We start from the raw sequence: 16,517 nt of genomic DNA, 5'->3' as shown, positions 1-16,517 counted from the left end.
AGCGACTCCTGAGTAGAGAGGTGAGCTGGGTACTGCTCGTGGATCAGAACGAGCCGGTGCTCGGCTTGGTGGCGCCGACGGTCACCGAGTAGTCCTTGCCCTTCACCTGATCCCAGCTGTTCTTGGTGGTGCCGCAGAAGCCGGTCAGCTGATAGGTGCCGGGGGCCAGGCCGGAGCGGACGGGCTTGATGGTCTGGCCGGGGCCCGCCATGCCGGACGGGTCGTGTTCGGTGAACTCGTGCACCGAGCCGTCGAGGGCGATGACGGCCCAGCAGACTCCCGAGCCGTTCGGGTTGTGGATGGTGGCCGTGATCTGGTCGGCCGCGGTGGCTTCGAACGACAGCTGCGGCGCCTCGATCGGCGCGGCGGTCGCGTGACCGCTGAAAAGAACAGTACTGAGAGTGCCCATCGCGGCGATGGCGATGGCTCCCCTTCCAACACTCGACATGGCTGCATTCTGGCACAGCGGACCGACAGAACAAGATCGAATCGTGATCGGCGATTTTTCCGGGTCATAGTGCGGTGCAACAGATTTGATGACCGATTTGGAACCACCGGGGTTCGCGCTACCGGCCGTCCGAGTCCTGCATGCGAGGCTCGGAGCCACCCGTCCCGATGACCGATCGATCCCGGCTCCGGCGCGAGAGCCGGATCACAGTGCCGGGCTGTCACGTTTCGGGTGGCCCAACCGTCTAGGTTTCGTCATCGACACGGCGATACGAGGAGGTGCGGCATGCGAGTGCTGCTGGCGGGAGCTACCGGCGCGATCGGGCGGCCGCTGACCCGGGCCCTGGTGGCAGCGGGGCACGAGGTGCTCGCGCTGGCGCGCAGCGAGCAGACCGCGCGCGCCGCTGCGGGTTTGGGGGCGCAGTCGGTGCGCGCCGATGCCATGGACCGCGAGGGGCTGCTGCGGGCGGTGGCGGGGGTGCGGGCGGACGCCGTCATCCATCAGCTCACCGCGCTGACCAAGCCCAAGCGCACCCTGGACGCGAACGATCCCAGCACCCTGCTGCGCACGGTCGGCACCGCGCACCTGCTGGAGGCCGCCGAAGTCGTTGGCGCGCACCGCTTCCTCACGCAGTCGATGGCACTCGGCTACGGCTACACCGACCACGGGGATCGCGTGCTGACCGAGGCCGACCCCTTCGCCGTCGCCCACGGCAATGCCGCCGACCCGGTGATAGCCGGCCTCGACTCCACCGAGTCCCAGGTGTTCGGCAACCCCCGCGTCGAGGGAATCGCCCTGCGCTACGGCCTCTTCTACGGCCCCGGTACCTGGTTCGACCCCACCCTCGGCGCCCGCCCCACCCCGGTCCCGTGGCGCGGCGGCGGGACCGTCTCCTGGATCCACGTGCACGACGCCGCCACGGCGACGGTCGCCGCCCTCGAACACGCCACCCCCGGCCACGCCTACAACGTCGTCGACGACTCCCCCGCCACCTGGCTGGACCTGGCCACCGCGGCCCGCCCCGCCGCCCGCCCCATCCGCCTCCCCGGAGCCCTCCTGCGCCGCATGGTCCCCTATTTCGGGCCCCTGATGCTCGACACGACCCTGCGCGCCTCCAACGCCAAGGCCCGCGCCGACCTCGGCTGGGCTCCGACCTACCCGACCTACCGCGAGGGCATGGCGGCCGGTGCGAGCGCGGTGCGCTCCTGACCGCCGGGGTGAAGCGCGCAGCGCTGCTCGAGGCGCTTGCCGGCCGATAGGATTGCCGTACCCGGGCTGGGAGGGCCCAGCCCGAGGTTCGTGAGGTGGGGCGTCCGTTGACGAAAGAGCCGACCGGAGAAGCTGTTTCACTGCCCGAGACAGCGCCTGTACTCCCGGACCGACTGCTGCGCCCACGGCGGATCGTCTGGATTTTTGCCATTCTCGCGCTACTCGGGGTGGGTATCGCTCTGGCCGCGATCGACGGCGACCGCTTCTATCGAATCGGCCGCGCCCCTGTGTGGTCGCTACCGGCGTGCTGGACCGCCGCGTTCGCACTCCTGGTGGGATTCGCGCCCGCGCTGGCCCGTAATCGCAAGCCGCTGTGGGTGACCGCGGCCGTCCTGCTCGGCCTGCTGACTGTTCCCCTCTGGCTGCTCGCAGTTCTCGCATCCTCGCTGAGCACCGACGAACTCAATGTCATCGAAGCCGTCCACCCCAGTCCCGACGGCCGCGTGCACGCCGTCACCGAAACGTTCTACAACGTGATCGACCCCTCCTGCCGAGTCTGGCTCCGTGAACCCGGCGGCCTCTTCGCCCGCCAGGTCCTGGTCTGGGAACGCATCGAAGCCAACTGCCCTCAACGCGTCTGGTTTCCCGACGACACCACGATCTCCATCGACTACGGCACCGAGAACCAGCCCTTCACCACGACCTTCGATTCCGACCGGATGCGAGTGACCGAGTCCTCGGCGCCATTCACCTATCGGTGACGTCGACCGCGGTCGGCACTCACCGAAGTTGTTCGGGGACTTCGGAGGCTCGGTACTGATAGCCCGCGAGGCCGGGGAGATCGCCACCGACTTCGGCGGCACCGCACACGTTTTCGCGTCCGACGCCGCCGCAGCGGCCACCCCCGCGGTTTCCGCCCACCCATTGGGGCTCATCGTGCCGGTCCTGAACCGGCTCAGCAGCGCCGGCTCGCGCGGGCGACACGGATCGCCGGGCGGCTGGAAGTTCGGGAGGGCGTGGAGGCGGGGATCGAACCCGCGACCTTCACACTGCGAATGAGATCTCTACCGACTGAGCTACTCCACGCCCCGGGGGAACCGTAGCGGGAGGGGCGGAGGCGGTGCCACCGAATTCCGTGCCGGGCGGGGAACTCAGACGGCGGCGGGGTGGAGGTGGGGTGTGCCGGGGCGGTGGGCGTGGGTAGTGAGCAGGGTCGTCAGGGCTTGGGCGGTGGCGGGGGTCGCGGGGGTCAGGACGTAGAGGCGGGTGTCGGTCGCATCGGGGGTCAGCAGGGTGTCGTAGGTGAGGGTCAGGGTGCCTGCGGCGGGGTGGTGGATGCGTTTCGTGCCGTGGGAGCGGTCCTGGACCGTGTGGTCGTTCCACCAGGTGGCGAAATCACTGCTGGCCGTGTGGAGTTCGTTGATCACCTCGCGTAGGCGGGGGTCGTCGGGGTGGCGGGCCTGGTTCAGGCGGAGGTTGCCTACGGTTTCTCGGGCCACGCGATCCCAGTCGAGTTGGGCGGTGCGGGTGGCGGGGTCGAGGAACAGGAGGTGGGCGGTGTTCACGCCGGGGGCGAAGGAATCGCCGAATAGGGCCGCGGCGGCGGTGTTTCGGGCCAGGACGTCGCAGCGGTAGTCCATGGCGTAGGCCGGGAGCAGGGGCATGCCGTCGAGGATCGCCTGGACGGACGGGCTCAGGGCGGTGGAGGCGGGGCGTGGGGGCGGTTGGGCGCCGCGAGCGATGAGGTGCAGGTGGGCTCGCTCCGCCTCGGACAGGTGCAGGGCGGCGGACACGGCGTCCAGGACGGCGGCGCCGGGACTGACGGCGCGGCCCTGTTCCAGGCGGATGTACCAGTCGATGCTCACCGCGGCCAGTTCGGCTACCTCCTGACGGCGCAGGCCGGGGGTGCGGCGGCGGCCGGTGACGGGGAGGCCCGCGTCGGCGGGGGATAGTCGTTCTCGCATCGCGCGCAGGAACGCACCCAGTTCGGCGCCCGAATCCACTCTCTCCACCACCCCATACTGGCCGATCGGCCGCGGCGGCAGAGGACCGGCCGCCGCCCCGGCCGGACGACCCGGGGACCGGCCCGTCTTCGACGCCGCCTCTCCGCCCCGAGCACCCGGGACCGCTTGCAGCCATCGCACAGGACCACCCGCCCGCCGGCCCCTTCTCCCCCGGACCTGCACCGACCGCTTCCTCAAAGGTGGCATCCCCGATACCAGGATGCGCACAGCCTTCCTCGCAATCCTGGAATGCGAGACTCTGATCCCAGTAAATGAAACACTGACATCCCGGAGGATCGCCGTGAAGAACACCGCACGAATCATGTCCGCGGCCGTGGTCGCCTCCACCGCACTGGCGACGGCGGCCTGCGGATCAGACACGGAGCCCGCCCCGGCAACCGGCGTCACGGTCCGCGACGTCATTCCCTCCGACGCCGCCCGCTTCACCGTCACGAGCCCGGACATCGGCTCCGGCAACACCTTCGGCCCGGACAATTTCGCCGCCGCCTTCGGCTGCACCGCCGCGAACAAGGTCCCCACCATCCGCTGGTCGGGGGCGCCCGCGGCCGCGAAGAGCTTCGCGGTCACCATGTTCGACACCGACGCCCCGACGGGTAGCGGCTTCTGGCACTGGATGGCCTGGGACATCGGCTCGGGCGCAGTGGAATTCAAGCAGGGCGACGCCGCCGTACAGGGCGTCAACGACGCCGGGGCGGCCGGCTACCTGGGTCCGTGCCCGCCCGCGGGCGACAGGGCGCACACCTACCGAATCACGGTGCTGGCCTTGGATACCGCACAACTGGGCGTACCGGAGTCCACGCCGCCCACCGTGGCTTCGTTCTCGATGGGCGGTCACATCATCGGCGCGGGGCAGATGACGGTGACCGCACAGCGTCCCTGAGGGCGGTCCGGCGAAACAAACGACCCCGCAGCCGATTCCGGCTACGGGGTCGCTGTCGCGACAGCTAACTCAGCCCAGATGCAGCCGCTTCATCAGCCGCAGCGTCATCAGCGTGCTCTTGAGCTGCTTCTCGTACGGCATCCCCGCGCGCGCGGCCAGGATCTGCTTCTTCTGCACGCCGATGTTGATCGTGTCGGTGTACTTCAGAATCCCCGCGGCCCCGTGCCGGGTGCCCACGCCGGACGCCTTGACCCCGCCCGAGGGCGTGCCCTTGGCCGCGTAGGTGGTCACGAAGCCGTCGTTGATGTTGATCGCACCGGAGTCGATCTTGTTCGCGATCCGGCCGGCCCGCTCCAGATCCCCCGCCCACACACTGGCGTTGAGCCCGTACGCGGTGTCGTTGGCCAGGCGAATGCCCTCTTCGTCGCTGCCGAACCTGTAGATCGACACCACCGGACCGAAGGTCTCGAGGGTGGCCAGCGACATGTCGGGGGTGACGTCGGTGAGCACGGTCGGCTCGTAGAACGCGGGGCCGATGTCGGGCCGGGGCTTGCCGCCGGTGACGATGGTCGCGCCCTTCTCGCGGGCCTCCTCGACGTGCGCGGAGACCCGCTCCATGTGCTCGACCGAGACCAGCGAACCGATTTCGGGGTCGAAGTCGTAGGTGGCGCCCGCCTTGGCGCCCAGTTCTTCGGCCGCGGCGACGAAGCGGCGCACGAACTCGTCGTACACCTTGTCCTGCACGTAGATTCGCTCGATGTGCATGCACGCCTGCCCGGTGTTGCCGAACACCGCGAAGGTGGCGCTGGGGATGCACTCGTCGAGGTTCACGTCGTCGAGCACCAGCATCGGGTTCTTGCCGCCGAGTTCGAGCGAGCAGCCGATGAGGTTCTGCCCGGCCTGCGCGCCGATGGTGCGACCGGTGTTGGTGGAGCCGGTGAACATGACGAAGTCGACGTTGTCGATGATCGTCGGCCCGACGTCGGGCCCGCCGCCGCACACGACCTGGACCAGCCCGCGCGGCAGACCGGCCTTGTGCAGCAGTTCGATGCCGAACAGCGTGCACAGCGCGGTCTTGTTGTCCGGCTTGAGCACCAGGCCGTTGCCCGCCATGAGCGCCGGGGCGGAATCGGACATGGAGATGGCGAAGGGGAAGTTCCACGGCGCGATGACCGCGACGACGCCCTTGGGCCGGTGTTCCTCGGTGGAGCTGGTGATAACCGGCATGGGCCCGCTGCGCTTGCGCGAGCGCAGGGTCTTCTTCGCGGTCTTGAGGTAGTGCGCGATGACCATCGGGGTGTCGCACGCCTCTTCGATGGCCATGCGACGAGCCTTACCGCAGCCGATCTGAATCAGATCGGCGATGGTCTCGATCTCGGAGAGGATGAGTTCGTGTGCGCGTTCGAACACCTCGAGCCGCTGCTCGAGCGGCCGACGGGCCCATTCGGCCTGGGCGGCGCGCGCGGTCTCGACCGCGAGCCGCACGTCCTCGGGCGAGGACTGCGGCAGCTGCCCGACGATGTCTCCGGTGTAGACCTCGATCATGTCGTACGGATCGCGGGCGTCGCCCGCCTTGCCCGCGGTAACCATGGCGGTGAGCCGGTTGACCAGGGATTCCGTGACGCGTGGGGGCAGCTTGGCCCGGGAGCCGCGCTGCGTGCTCGTTGTGCTCATGGCGTTCTCTCCATAACTTGCCGCCCGTGACGGCGGTCACCCATGATTCAAACTAGAACACGTTATTGTTCAGGACAACGGCGCGGGGTAGTTTCGTCCCCGAATCTGCGGAAAGAAAGGTCGGCGATGACGACAGCCACTGCTGAAACAAGTAGCAATACCGAGCCTCATGCTCTCGTGGAGAAGCGCGGGGCGACGCTCATCGTCACCATGAACCGCCCGAGCGCCCGCAACGCTCTCACCGGCGAGATGCTCGCCATCATGACAGCGGCGTGGGAGCGCGTCGACAGCGATCCGGAGATCCGCTCCTGCGTGCTGACCGGTGCGGGCGGCTCGTTCTGCGCGGGCGCGGACCTGAAGAACATGGCCAAGAACGATCCGAGCGCGGGCATGGCGGCCGGCAGCGCCTTCGATCCCACCCGCATGCCGGGCCTGCTCAAGGGCTACCGCCTGAGCAAGCCGCTCATCGCCGCGGTCGAGGGTCCCGCCATCGCCGGCGGCACCGAGATCCTGCAGGGCACCGACATCCGCATCGCCGGTGAGAGCGCCAAATTCGGTATCTCCGAAGCGAAGTGGAGCCTGTTCCCGATGGGCGGCTCGGCCGTGCGACTGCCGCGCCAGATCCCGTACACCGTGGCCGCCGAGCTGCTGCTGACCGGCCGGCACATCACCGCCGCCGAGGCGCTGGGCTTCGGCCTGATCGGCCACGTGGTGCCGGACGGCACCGCGCTGGACAAGGCCCTCGAGATCGCCGAGTTGATCAACAACAACGGCCCGCTCGCGGTGCAGGCCATCCTGAAGGTCATCCGCGACACCGAGGGCATGCACGAGGAAGAGGCGTTCAAGATCGACGCCAAGGTCGGCCTGCCGGTTTTCCGCAGCCAGGACGCCAAGGAGGGCCCGCGCGCCTTCGCCGAGAAGCGCAAGCCCAATTTCACCGGCCAGTAAGAACTTTGGGGCGACCCCCGAATGAGCGGGCCCGCCGGGTACGACCCGGCGGACCCGCGAAACCGGGCGCACCTCCACCCTGCAGGAGGTGCGCCTAGCGGGCGATGAGTTCCTCGCCGAGGAAGCCACCCGACTGATGACTCCACAGCTGCGCGTACATCCCTTCCGCGTGCAGCAGGTCAGCGTGGGTGCCGGCTTCGACGATTCGCCCGTGATCGAGCACCACCAGCCGATCCATACCGGCCACGGTGCTCAACCGGTGCGCGACCACCAGCGCCGTACGCCCATCCATCAGTTCCCAGAGCGCCTGCTGCACCAGCTTCTCGCTCTCGGAATCGAGGGCGCTGGTGGCCTCGTCCAACAGCAGGATCGGCGCGTCCCGCAGGATCGCCCGCGCGAGGGCGACCCGCTGGCGTTGCCCGCCGGAGAGTTTCACCCCGCGCTCACCGAGCAGGGTTTCCATGCCCTGCGGTAGCGATTCGGCGAACTCGGTGACGTGCGCGGCCTCGGCGGCCCGCTGGATGTCGGCGTCGGTGGCGCCGGGTCTGGCGAAGCGGATGTTCTCCCGCAGGGTGCGGTGGAACATGGCCGGATCCTGTGGCACGTAGGCGATCTGGCTGCGCAGGTCGTGCTGGCGCAGGCGCGAGATGTCCTGCCCGCCGATGCTGATCGTCCCGCCGTCGATGTCCATCATGCGCAGCAGCAGCTGGGTGAGCGTGGTCTTGCCGCCGCCCGAGCGCCCGACCAGGCCCAGTTTGGTCCCGGCGGGGACGTCCAGATCCAGTCCGGTGAACAGCGGCTCGTTTCCCGCGTGCGCGAATTCGACCCGGTCGAATCGCACCCCGGACCCCGTGGGCCGCAAAGGTTCCGGATCCGGCGCGTCGACCACGGTCGGCGGCTTCAGCAGCAGTTCGGTGTACTGCGCCGCCTCGGTGAGCACGGTTTCCAGTCGCCGGTAGATCTGGTTGAACCGGAACATGATTCCGGTGGCGTTCCAGTAGTAGGTGAAGGCCACCATGATCACTTCGACGCGCGCGTGCCCGCCGCCGATGTTCACCGCGATGAGCAGGCCGAGCACATTGGTGATCACCACCAGCGGCACGATGGCGGTGTCGATGCGCAGGTTCGCGTAGTCCCAGGACCGAATGGCCTTGCGCCGCTGCCACGCGACCCGCCGCCGGTGTTCGGCCGCCTCCAGGGGTTCGGCCCCGAAGGCGCGCACCACCTGCATGTTGGCCAGGCTGTCGGCGACGTGCCCGGACACCAGCGCGATGGCCGCCTCGCGCTCGTCGACCAGCTCCTGCCGGCGCCGGATGAGCGGGGTGATGACCAGGCAGGTCAGCGCGATCATCCCGATCAGCACCACCACCAGCATCGGGTCGTAGCGCCACAGCACCACCGCCGCGAAGGTCAGCGGCAGCAGGGCGGCCACGATCTCGAAGGCGATGGTGTCGACGAACTGCTCGAAGCGGGTGGCGAAGCTCAGCGCCCGCTTGGTGAGCGATCCGGCGAAGTTGTCGTGGAAGAACGCCGCGTCCTTGGCCAGCAGTTCGTCCATGGCCGTGATGTAGAGGTCTTCGATGCCGTAGGCGTCCACCCGGTTGAGGCAGTGAATCCCTATGCGCCACAGTATTTCCGCGATCAGCAATATCGCGGCGAAGCCGATGACGAACGGCAGCAGCGCGTCCGCGCCGGAGTCGCCGCCCTCGGCCACCCGCCCGACGAGCACGGCGACCAGGAGCGCGGCGATGTAGTTCTGGCAGATGTTTCCCAGTGCCGGCGCCAGCATGGCTATGGCCGACAACAACTTTCGCTTCTTGAATTCCCGCCCGTAGTACCGCAGGACCAGTCCTATAGCGGGCGCGCGTGAGCTCATCCGTCCCCTCTCTCGAATGGTTTCCGAGCAGTGCAGAAGGGATATCGTCCCGCGCCCGCGAACGGCGGGCCAGCGATTATTAGCCGATAAGTAGCTATGAGAGAGTGGCGCTGGGCGATCGCAGAGCCCCGATCACCCAGCGCCGTTCGCGATTCACCGGTCGGAGCACGAGCCGGTGTCTCGCACGACGAATTACTCCGTCGGCTTGACCATGCGGGCCACGACCCGGCGCAGGACGCCGGGCGCGAAGCGCCGCACGAGGTAGGTGGGATAGGCCTGACCGGGGAAGACGAACAGCGGGTTGGCAGGCTTGGCCAGGGCGCGCTCGAGTGCGTCGATGACGTCCTCGGCGCGCATGCCGCTCGCACCACCCAGCACCGACGCGTTCTCCGCGCGCACCTTGTCCAGGAACGCGGTCTCCACGACCGGCGGGCACAGCCCGAGCAGCCGGACCCCGCTGTCCTTCAGCTCGTAGGACAGGCTCTCGATGAACCCGATGACGGCGAACTTGGACGCCGAGTAGCCGGCCATGCCGGGTGAGGGCAGCCAGCCCGCGACCGAGGCGAACAGCACGACGGTCCCGGTCCCGGCCCGCTTCATGGCCGGGATGACCGCCTGGCACAGATTCACGGTGCCGATGTAGTTGACCTCGATCATCTTCTTCAGCTGTGCCACATCGTGATCCAGCGCCGAGGCGTGCACGTGCGCCATCCCCGCGGCGTGCACCAGCCGGTCGATGGTCCCGAGCTCGCCGCGCACCTTGTCGACCACGGCCCGCACCTGTTCGGGGTCCGAGACGTCGCAGAGGTAGGTGTGGGTGTTGGGCGAGCGGTCCGCGGTGACCCGCAGGCCCTCGGGATCGATGTCGACGGCGGCGACCCGGTAGCCCGCGGCCGCCAGGCGCTGGGCGACGATGCGGCCCATGCCGCTGGCCGCGCCGGTGACGAGTGCGGTCCCGGTCATCGGTCCGCCCCGATCCGCAGGACGGTCGCGGCGTCTTCGAACGTCATCCGCAGGGCGCCGATCCGGCTGGAGAACAGCGCCCGCTTGGGCAGGCCGAGGGCGCGCAGTTGCGCGGCGACGGGGTGATCGCCGAGTTCGACGCGTGTGCCGCCGGGCCGCCCGCGCACGTTGCTCGGGTCCATCAGCCACGGTGTGCGCCGCAGCGTCCCGTTGCGCGCGGTGTAGGCGTCGATGGACGCGCCGCCGGCGCTGCCGGGCATGGGCAGGCCGTCGGCGACGCGCAGCCCGATCACGAACTGCCCGTCGATCCGCACCTCGCAGCGGTGCCCGCCGCGCACCGGGGTGATGTCGATATCTGCCATGAGCTTCGGGAAGCCCCAGATCGACTGTCCCGCTTCGCAGGTGAAGCTCTGGTTGACCGGGAGCCAGTGGATGTAGGCCCCCGTGCTGTCCTTGCGCCCGGGCTGCCGCGCCATGAGCGAGAGGGCGAATTCGTGATACGGCCCGAGGTCGCCGTCGACGTAGCGCACGAAGGCCAGCGACAGCACCGCCCGCCCCAGGACCCGCAGCGGTTCCAGCCCGGTCCCCGCGAGCAGGTCGCGGGCCGCGTCGTGATCGACAAGGAACATGGCCGAACTCGCGTCGGCCTCTCGGATCCGCACCGGCATCCGGACCTGTTCGCCCAGTACGGTATGCGCCTCTGCCATCTCCAAATTAGAACAGGTTGCAGTGACTTACGCCATAGGTCCCGGCCAGGTATCCCAATGGCCGGACCCTACCGTGGCCTTCGATTCCAGAACCGGTTATCACACCTCGTGATCGGCGTCCCGAGATTCCGCGTGCGCCTTGGCCGCCCGATAGTCCGGTTTGCCGCTCGGGGTGCGCGCGACCGTGCCGACCACCCAGATCCGGCGCGGCAGTTTGTATCCCGCGAGGTGGGCGCGCACGTGCTCGGCCAGCGCCGGGATGTCCACCGGCCCGGCCGCCGCCGAGATCACCGCCGCCACCTGCTGCCCCCAGCGCTCGTGCGGCAGGCCGATCACCACCGCGTCGTAGACGGCCGGATGCGCCTTGAGCACCGACTCGACCTCTTCCGGGAAGACCTTCTCGCCGCCGGTGTTGATCATCATGTTGCCGCGCCCGATGAGCGTGATGGAGCCGTCGTCCTCGACCCGCGCGCGATCGTCGGTGACGACCATGCGGCGGCCGTCCACGGTGCGGAAGAGCTTGCCGGTCTTGACCGGATCCTTGTAGTAGCCGATCGGGACGTTGCCGGTCTTGGCCAGCCAGCCCTCGTTCCCCGGCGCCACCGGCTGCCCCTGCTCGTCGACCACGACCGCGCCGCGGCCGGTGTTCACCCGGGGCGCCCGCGTGGGGTCGTCGTCCTTCTGCGCGAATCCGATACCGCCGAAACCGGTTTCGGAGGAGCCGATGGACTCGGTGACCAGGGTGCTCGGAAACAGTTCCAGCAGTTCGTTCTTCACCGGCTGGGTGAGCTGGGCGGCCCCGGAGCCGATGGACCACAGCGAGCCGGCGTCCACCGGCGCGGCGCGGTAGGCGTCGATGAGCGGGCGCGCGAGGGCGTCACCGGTGATGACCATGATGTTGGGCTGTTCCCGGGCCACGGTCGCCCAGACCCGGTCGGGATCGAAACGCGGCTCGAACAGCACCGTGTTGCCCGACCACAGCGCGGTGAAGGTGGGCATCAGCGCGGCGGCGTGAATGAGCGGCGGCAGCACGAACCAGCGGGTCGGCTGATTCTCGACCGCGGCGCGGGACTGCTGGTACTCGTCGGCCACGGGCTCGCCGGTGTAGAAGTCGATGCCGCCGCCGAGCACCCGCCACATGTCCTCCTGACGCCACATGACGCCCTTGGGCAGGCCGGTGGTGCCGCCGGTGTACATGATGAAGAGGTCGTCGGCGCTGCGCTCGCCGAAATCGCGTTCCGGGGAACAGTTCTCGACGGCCCACTCATACGGGGTCGAGCGGCTGAGGCGGCCGGACCCGCCCTGTTCGTCCTCGACCACCAGCGCATGCCGCAGCCGGGGCAGCAGCGGGCGCACCTCTTCGATGACCGGGGCGTAGCAGCGATGGTGGACCACCATCTCCAGATCGGCGTTGTCGTAGACGTAGCGCAGTTCCTCGGCCCGGTACCGATAGTTGATGTTGATCGGCACGGCCCGAATCTTGAAGCAGGCCAGCAGCGTTTCCAGGGTCTCGATGCCGTTGTGCATATGGAAGCCGATGTGGGAGCCCGGGTTCGCGCCGGCGTCGAGGAAATGGTGCGCGAGCCGGTTGGCGCGGCGATCCAGTTCGGCGAAGGTGCGCCTGCGCTCGCCTTCGATGACCGCGAGGCGATCGGGGACGGCGTCGGCGGCGTGTTCGTACAGGTCGGCGAAGTTGCTGGCCACGGATATCACTTCTCCTCGGGCGCACCGCTTGTCGAGCTACCGGAAAGCGAGCGGCAGGGTGCGCCCCGAGCTGTGCGGGTGAATGCCGCTCCGCTGGTGAAACGGGTGATCGCTACCCCCGTAGCTTCCCCGAACGGACGGCGCCGAGGGCGATTTCGGCCGACAAAAACCCGATCATCCCGCCCGCGAAGAAAGCGCTACCGCACCTGCACGCGCACCGGTAATTTCGCGAAGCCACGCACGTTCACCGAGTGCACCCGTTCGCTGCCGGGCCGCAGCTCGTAGGCCGCGACCCGATCGGTGAACTCGCGCAGTACGATTCCCGCCTCGAGCCGCGCCAGATGCGCGCCCAGGCAGAAGTGCACGCCGCGGCCGAAGCTGATGAGCCCGCCCTTGTCGGCGCGTTCGATGTCGAAGCGGTCGGGATCGTGGAAGGCCGACGCGTCCCGGTTGGCCGCGCCGATCAGCAGCAGCACCTTGGACCCCTGCGGCACCGTCCGGCCGTAGTACTCCAGATCGACCGCGGCGGTGCGCGCCAGGATCTGGCTCGACGCGTCGTAGCGCAGCGTCTCCTCGACCCAGTCCCCCACCAGTTCGGGCTGGGCCGCGGCCTTGGCGTACTGCTCGGGGTTGCGGCCCGCCCAGTACAGCGCGTTGCCGAGCAGTTTGGTGGTGGTCTCGTTGCCCGCCACCACCATGAGGAACATGAACCCGATGATCTCGTCGTCGGTGAGCTTGTCGCCGTCGGCCTCCACGTCCAGCAGGACCGAGGTCAGATCGTCGGTACGGCGCTTGCGGCGGAGGGCGAGCATGTCGGCGTAGTAGCCGATGAGGAAGATCGCGGCCTCCATGGCCGGGACGGGCACGTCGAGCACGCCCTCCTCGCGGTGGACGAGCACATCGGCCTGGCGCCGCAGTTCGGCGCGGTCGGCCTCGGGCACGCCGAGCAGTTCGGAGATGACGTCCATGGGCAGTTTGCCCGCGACCTGGTCGATCCAGTCGAATTCGCCCGTGGCCAGGGCGGGTTCGAGGTGCCGCAGGGTGATCTCGCGGATGCGATCGGTCATCTCGGTGACCCGGCGCGGGGTGAAGCCCTGGTAGACCAGCTTGCGCAGGCGCAGATGGGCGGGATCGTCCATGGCCAGAAAGGACATGGTGCGGTGCGCGTGCGGCCCCCAGGCGGCGGGGTCGAGCGAGACGCCGTTGGCGCTGGAGAGCCGGATGTTGTCGCGGAAGCCCGCGCCGACGTCGGCGTGCCGCGACAGCGCCCAGAAGTCGATCTCGGGATTGTGGTAGATCGGCGCCTCGGCGCGCAGGCGTTCGTAGATCGGGTAGGGATCCTCGTGGACGCCGTAGTCGTACGGATCGAACTGCAGCGGCTCGAGGGATGCTGCGGTCATGGCGGGGTGCACCTGCTTTCGATAACGCGTTCATCGACGGTGATGAACGCCGCCCCGCCGTGGGACACCCAGCTGGACATGTGTCCGTACAGTACTGGCGCGGGACGCTCCTGACAATGCGCACCGGAAACTTCGCGGTGGCGGCGCCCCCAGAACTGAAACATGTTCTTGCGCGCCTTCCGAACCCGAACCTATAGTTCCGTACACGTGTCCGGACAGCGTGGGAGCCCTTTCTTCCACGACGAACGAGTGAATCGGTAAGGAACACAGCGAACAATGGCCGAGACCCCTTCCGTACGACCGCTGCACGCCGGCGAGGTCGAAACCTGGGACCAGACGGCCGATGTCGTCGTGATCGGATTCGGCGTCGCCGGGGCCTGCGCGGCCATCGAGGCCGCGCGCTCGGGAGCGGACACCCTGGTGCTCGAACGCACCGGCGGCTGGGGCGGCGCGGCCGCCATGTCCGGCGGCTTCATCTACCTCGGCGGCGGCACGCCGCTGCAGCGCGCCCTCGGCTTCGAGGACACCGCCGAGAACATGGAGAAGTTCCTGACCGCCGCGCTCGGTCCGGGCGTGGACAAGGCCAAGATCCACGACTACTGCCAGGGCAGCGTGGAGCACTACGACTGGCTCGTCGCCCAGGGTGTTCCGTTCAAGGAGGAGTTCTGGGGCGAGCCCGGCTACGAGCCGCCCGCCGACCAGGGCCTGATGTACTCCGGCGGCGAGAACGCCGCGCCGTTCAACACCATCGCCGAGCCCGCGCCGCGCGGGCACCTCGCCTGGACCCGGGACAAGAAACTGGGCGAGAAGGGCGGCGGCTACATGCTCATGGAGCCGCTCGCGCAGACCGCCGAAAAGCTCGGCGTCCGACACGAATACGACGTGCGCCTGCGCCGGCTCATCGTGGACGACTCCGGCCGCGTGGTCGGGGTCGCCGCCACCCGCTACGGCAAGCCGGTGCACGTGCGCGCCGAACGCGGCGTGGTGCTGGCCACCGGCAGTTTCGCCTACGCGCACGACATGGTCGAGCAGTTCGCGCCCAAGATCTTCGGCCGCCCCGCCGCCACCGTGGAGGAACACGACGGCATCGGCATCCGGGTCGCGCAGGCACTGGGCGCGGACGTGGCGCACATGGACGCCACCGAGGTCGCCCTCATCGCGGACCCGCAGGTCATCGTGCGCGGCATCCTGGTGAACGGGCGCGGCCAGCGCTTCGTCACCGAGGACACCTATCCGGGGCGCATGGGCCAGGCCGTCCTGCAGGACCAGGACAATCAGGCGTACCTGATCATCGACGAGACCGCGCTGGAGGAGGCGTTCGAAACGCTGTCCGCCATGTCCTTCCTGCGCATCGCCCCGACCTGGGTGGCCGAGACGGTCGCCGAACTCGAAACCGAGATGGGACTGCCCGAACACACCCTGTCGAGCACCATCGACCTGTACAACCATCACGCGGCCGAGGGCCGGGATCCGTTCCTGCACAAGAAGTCCGAATGGGTGAAGCCCATCGGCACCCCGCTGGGCGCGTACGACCTGCGCGGGTACACCGGCGGCTTCACCCTGGGCGGCCTGCGCACCGACCTGGACTCGCGCGTGCTGCACGTGGACGGCTCGGCGATCCCGGGGCTGTTCGCCGCGGGCCGGGTCACCTCCGGCATCTGCGCGGGCGGATACGCCTCGGGCTGCTCGCTGGGTGACGGCAGCTTCTACGGCCGTCGCGCGGGCGTGGCCGCCGCGAAGAACAACTGAGAGGGAATCGCCACCATGCGATACGGCATCGTCCAGTTCACCAGCGACCGCGGCATGACCCCGGCGGTCCTGGCCAAGGCGGCCGAGGAGCGCGGGTTCCGCTCGTTCTTCGTGCCCGAGCACACCCACATCCCGGTCAAACGCGAAGCGGCGCACCCGCTCACGGGCGGCGCGGAGCTGCCCGACGACCGGTACACCCGCACCCTGGACCCGTGGGTGGCCCTGGCCACCGCGGCCGCGGTCACCTCGAGCATCGAACTGTCCACCGCGGTGGCGCTGCCCACCGAGAGCGACCCCATCACCCTCGCCAAGACCATCGCGACGCTGGATCACCTGTCCGGCGGCCGGGTCACCGTCGGCGCGGGCTTCGGGTGGAACACCGACGAGCTCAGCGATCACGGCATCCCCGGCAACAAGCGCCGCACCGCGCTGCGCGAGTACATGGAGGCCATGCGCGCGCTGTGGACCCAGGAGGAGGCGAGCTACGACGGCGAGTTCGTGTCCTTCGGGCCGAGCTGGGCCTGGCCCAAGCCGGTGCAGTCGCACGTGCCGCTGCTGATCGGCGCGGGCGGCACCGACAAGACCTTCAAGTGGATCGCCAAGTCTGCGGACGGCTGGATCACCACGCCGTACGAATCCGACGTGCAGGCCTCGACCGCGCTGCTCTACAAGCACTGGAGCGAAGCCGGGCGCACCGGCACCCCGCGCGTGGTCGCCCTGGACGGCAAGCCCGATCCGGAGAAGCTCACCCGCTGGGCCGCGGCCGGGGTGACCGACGCGCTGTACGGCGTCCCGGAGAAGTCCGACGACGAGATCTTCGCCTACCTGGATCGTCTCGCCGCCAAGCTCGAAGCCTTCGGCATCGGGCACTGAGCGCGCCGGCGCCCTCGAATACCACTCTCCCCCGGTAACTTTCGCCTGCCCCCGAAAGGCTG

The 16,517-nt window shown here is 69.0% G+C and carries 14 protein-coding genes and 1 tRNA gene; 6 read left to right on the top strand and 9 right to left on the bottom strand.

Going from position 1 to position 16,517, the window contains the following annotated elements; genetic code table 11:
- Positions 1 to 43 precede the first annotated feature (43 nt).
- Positions 44 to 448, bottom strand: a complete 405-nt coding sequence (locus ACWDOP_RS28055) for a hypothetical protein (protein ID WP_454204681.1) — start codon at positions 446 to 448, stop codon at positions 44 to 46.
- A gap of 285 nt (positions 449 to 733) precedes the next feature.
- Between ACWDOP_RS28055 and ACWDOP_RS28050 the strand changes: the two genes are divergently transcribed.
- The gene (locus ACWDOP_RS28050; RefSeq protein WP_456347431.1) at positions 734 to 1,657 is read left to right on the top strand and encodes an NAD-dependent epimerase/dehydratase family protein; all 924 of its coding nucleotides are present in this window, start codon (positions 734 to 736) and stop codon (positions 1,655 to 1,657) included.
- Positions 1,658 to 1,884: 227 nt separating this feature from the next.
- On the top strand, positions 1,885 to 2,418 hold the full coding sequence (locus ACWDOP_RS28045) for a hypothetical protein (RefSeq protein WP_456347430.1): 534 nt from the start codon (positions 1,885 to 1,887) through the stop codon (positions 2,416 to 2,418).
- A 253-nt stretch (positions 2,419 to 2,671) separates the two neighbouring features.
- Here the strand turns inward: ACWDOP_RS28045 and ACWDOP_RS28040 are convergent.
- Positions 2,672 to 2,743 (bottom strand) — tRNA-Ala (locus ACWDOP_RS28040).
- A gap of 65 nt (positions 2,744 to 2,808) precedes the next feature.
- Entirely contained in the window at positions 2,809 to 3,669 is an 861-nt protein-coding gene (locus tag ACWDOP_RS28035; protein WP_456347429.1) for a helix-turn-helix transcriptional regulator, read from the bottom strand.
- A 292-nt stretch (positions 3,670 to 3,961) separates the two neighbouring features.
- Here ACWDOP_RS28035 and ACWDOP_RS28030 point away from each other — a divergent pair, with 292 nt between their 5' ends.
- Positions 3,962 to 4,561 carry a YbhB/YbcL family Raf kinase inhibitor-like protein gene (locus ACWDOP_RS28030; RefSeq protein ID WP_456347428.1) on the top strand — a complete coding sequence of 200 codons (600 nt, stop codon included), beginning with the start codon at positions 3,962 to 3,964 and terminating at the stop codon, positions 4,559 to 4,561.
- Positions 4,562 to 4,630: 69 nt separating this feature from the next.
- On the opposite strand, the gene ACWDOP_RS28025 is transcribed toward ACWDOP_RS28030, so the two are convergent.
- Entirely contained in the window at positions 4,631 to 6,235 is a 1,605-nt protein-coding gene (locus tag ACWDOP_RS28025) for a succinic semialdehyde dehydrogenase (protein WP_456347427.1), read from the bottom strand.
- A gap of 126 nt (positions 6,236 to 6,361) precedes the next feature.
- Here ACWDOP_RS28025 and ACWDOP_RS28020 point away from each other — a divergent pair, with 126 nt between their 5' ends.
- Positions 6,362 to 7,183, top strand: a complete 822-nt coding sequence (locus ACWDOP_RS28020; RefSeq protein WP_454204675.1) for a crotonase/enoyl-CoA hydratase family protein — start codon at positions 6,362 to 6,364, stop codon at positions 7,181 to 7,183.
- Positions 7,184 to 7,277: 94 nt separating this feature from the next.
- Here ACWDOP_RS28020 and ACWDOP_RS28015 read toward each other — a convergent pair whose 3' ends face one another.
- The 5 genes from ACWDOP_RS28015 to ACWDOP_RS27995 all read right to left on the bottom strand — a co-directional run bounded on the left by ACWDOP_RS28015 (position 7,278) and on the right by ACWDOP_RS27995 (position 13,833).
- Positions 7,278 to 9,059: an ABC transporter ATP-binding protein gene (locus ACWDOP_RS28015; protein WP_456347426.1), complete on the bottom strand. Its 1,782-nt coding sequence runs from the start codon at positions 9,057 to 9,059 to the stop codon at positions 7,278 to 7,280.
- A 192-nt stretch (positions 9,060 to 9,251) separates the two neighbouring features.
- On the bottom strand, positions 9,252 to 10,022 hold the full coding sequence (locus ACWDOP_RS28010; RefSeq protein ID WP_454204673.1) for an SDR family NAD(P)-dependent oxidoreductase: 771 nt from the start codon (positions 10,020 to 10,022) through the stop codon (positions 9,252 to 9,254).
- A complete protein-coding gene (locus ACWDOP_RS28005; RefSeq protein WP_456347425.1) occupies positions 10,019 to 10,729 on the bottom strand; it encodes an acetoacetate decarboxylase family protein in 711 nt (236 codons plus the stop codon). The genes ACWDOP_RS28010 and ACWDOP_RS28005 overlap by 4 nt, the downstream gene beginning before the upstream one ends.
- A 99-nt stretch (positions 10,730 to 10,828) precedes the next feature.
- A complete protein-coding gene (locus tag ACWDOP_RS28000) occupies positions 10,829 to 12,433 on the bottom strand; it encodes an acyl-CoA synthetase (RefSeq protein ID WP_456347424.1) in 1,605 nt (534 codons plus the stop codon).
- Positions 12,434 to 12,630: 197 nt separating this feature from the next.
- Positions 12,631 to 13,833 (bottom strand): cytochrome P450, encoded by a 1,203-nt coding sequence (locus ACWDOP_RS27995; protein ID WP_456347423.1) that lies wholly within the window; start codon positions 13,831 to 13,833, stop codon positions 12,631 to 12,633.
- 276 nt (positions 13,834 to 14,109) lie between these two features.
- Here ACWDOP_RS27995 and ACWDOP_RS27990 point away from each other — a divergent pair, with 276 nt between their 5' ends.
- Positions 14,110 to 15,582, top strand: coding sequence for an FAD-dependent oxidoreductase (locus ACWDOP_RS27990; protein ID WP_456347422.1), 1,473 nt, complete (start codon positions 14,110 to 14,112; stop codon positions 15,580 to 15,582).
- A gap of 15 nt (positions 15,583 to 15,597) precedes the next feature.
- Entirely contained in the window at positions 15,598 to 16,455 is an 858-nt protein-coding gene (locus ACWDOP_RS27985) for an LLM class F420-dependent oxidoreductase (RefSeq protein WP_454204668.1), read from the top strand.
- Positions 16,456 to 16,517 lie beyond the last annotated feature (62 nt).

This window comes from Nocardia sp. NPDC003693 (genome assembly GCF_053981095.1).
Note: the sequence above shows the minus strand (reverse complement) of the source record. Positions and strands in the feature narration are given on the sequence as shown.

What these genes read in the sequence shown, in the direction of transcription:
- ACWDOP_RS28055 (WP_454204681.1), bottom strand. Translation starts at nt 448, where the DNA reads ATGTCGAGTGTTGGAAGGGGAGCCATCGCCATCGCCGCGATGGGCACT.
- ACWDOP_RS28050 (WP_456347431.1), top strand. Translation starts at nt 734, where the DNA reads ATGCGAGTGCTGCTGGCGGGAGCTACCGGCGCGATCGGGCGGCCGCTG.
- ACWDOP_RS28025 (WP_456347427.1), bottom strand. Translation starts at nt 6,235, where the DNA reads ATGAGCACAACGAGCACGCAGCGCGGCTCCCGGGCCAAGCTGCCCCCA.
- ACWDOP_RS28020 (WP_454204675.1), top strand. Translation starts at nt 6,362, where the DNA reads ATGACGACAGCCACTGCTGAAACAAGTAGCAATACCGAGCCTCATGCT.
- ACWDOP_RS28015 (WP_456347426.1), bottom strand. Translation starts at nt 9,059, where the DNA reads ATGAGCTCACGCGCGCCCGCTATAGGACTGGTCCTGCGGTACTACGGG.
- ACWDOP_RS28010 (WP_454204673.1), bottom strand. Translation starts at nt 10,022, where the DNA reads ATGACCGGGACCGCACTCGTCACCGGCGCGGCCAGCGGCATGGGCCGC.
- ACWDOP_RS28005 (WP_456347425.1), bottom strand. Translation starts at nt 10,729, where the DNA reads ATGGCAGAGGCGCATACCGTACTGGGCGAACAGGTCCGGATGCCGGTG.
- ACWDOP_RS27995 (WP_456347423.1), bottom strand. Translation starts at nt 13,833, where the DNA reads ATGACCGCAGCATCCCTCGAGCCGCTGCAGTTCGATCCGTACGACTAC.
- ACWDOP_RS27990 (WP_456347422.1), top strand. Translation starts at nt 14,110, where the DNA reads ATGGCCGAGACCCCTTCCGTACGACCGCTGCACGCCGGCGAGGTCGAA.
- ACWDOP_RS27985 (WP_454204668.1), top strand. Translation starts at nt 15,598, where the DNA reads ATGCGATACGGCATCGTCCAGTTCACCAGCGACCGCGGCATGACCCCG.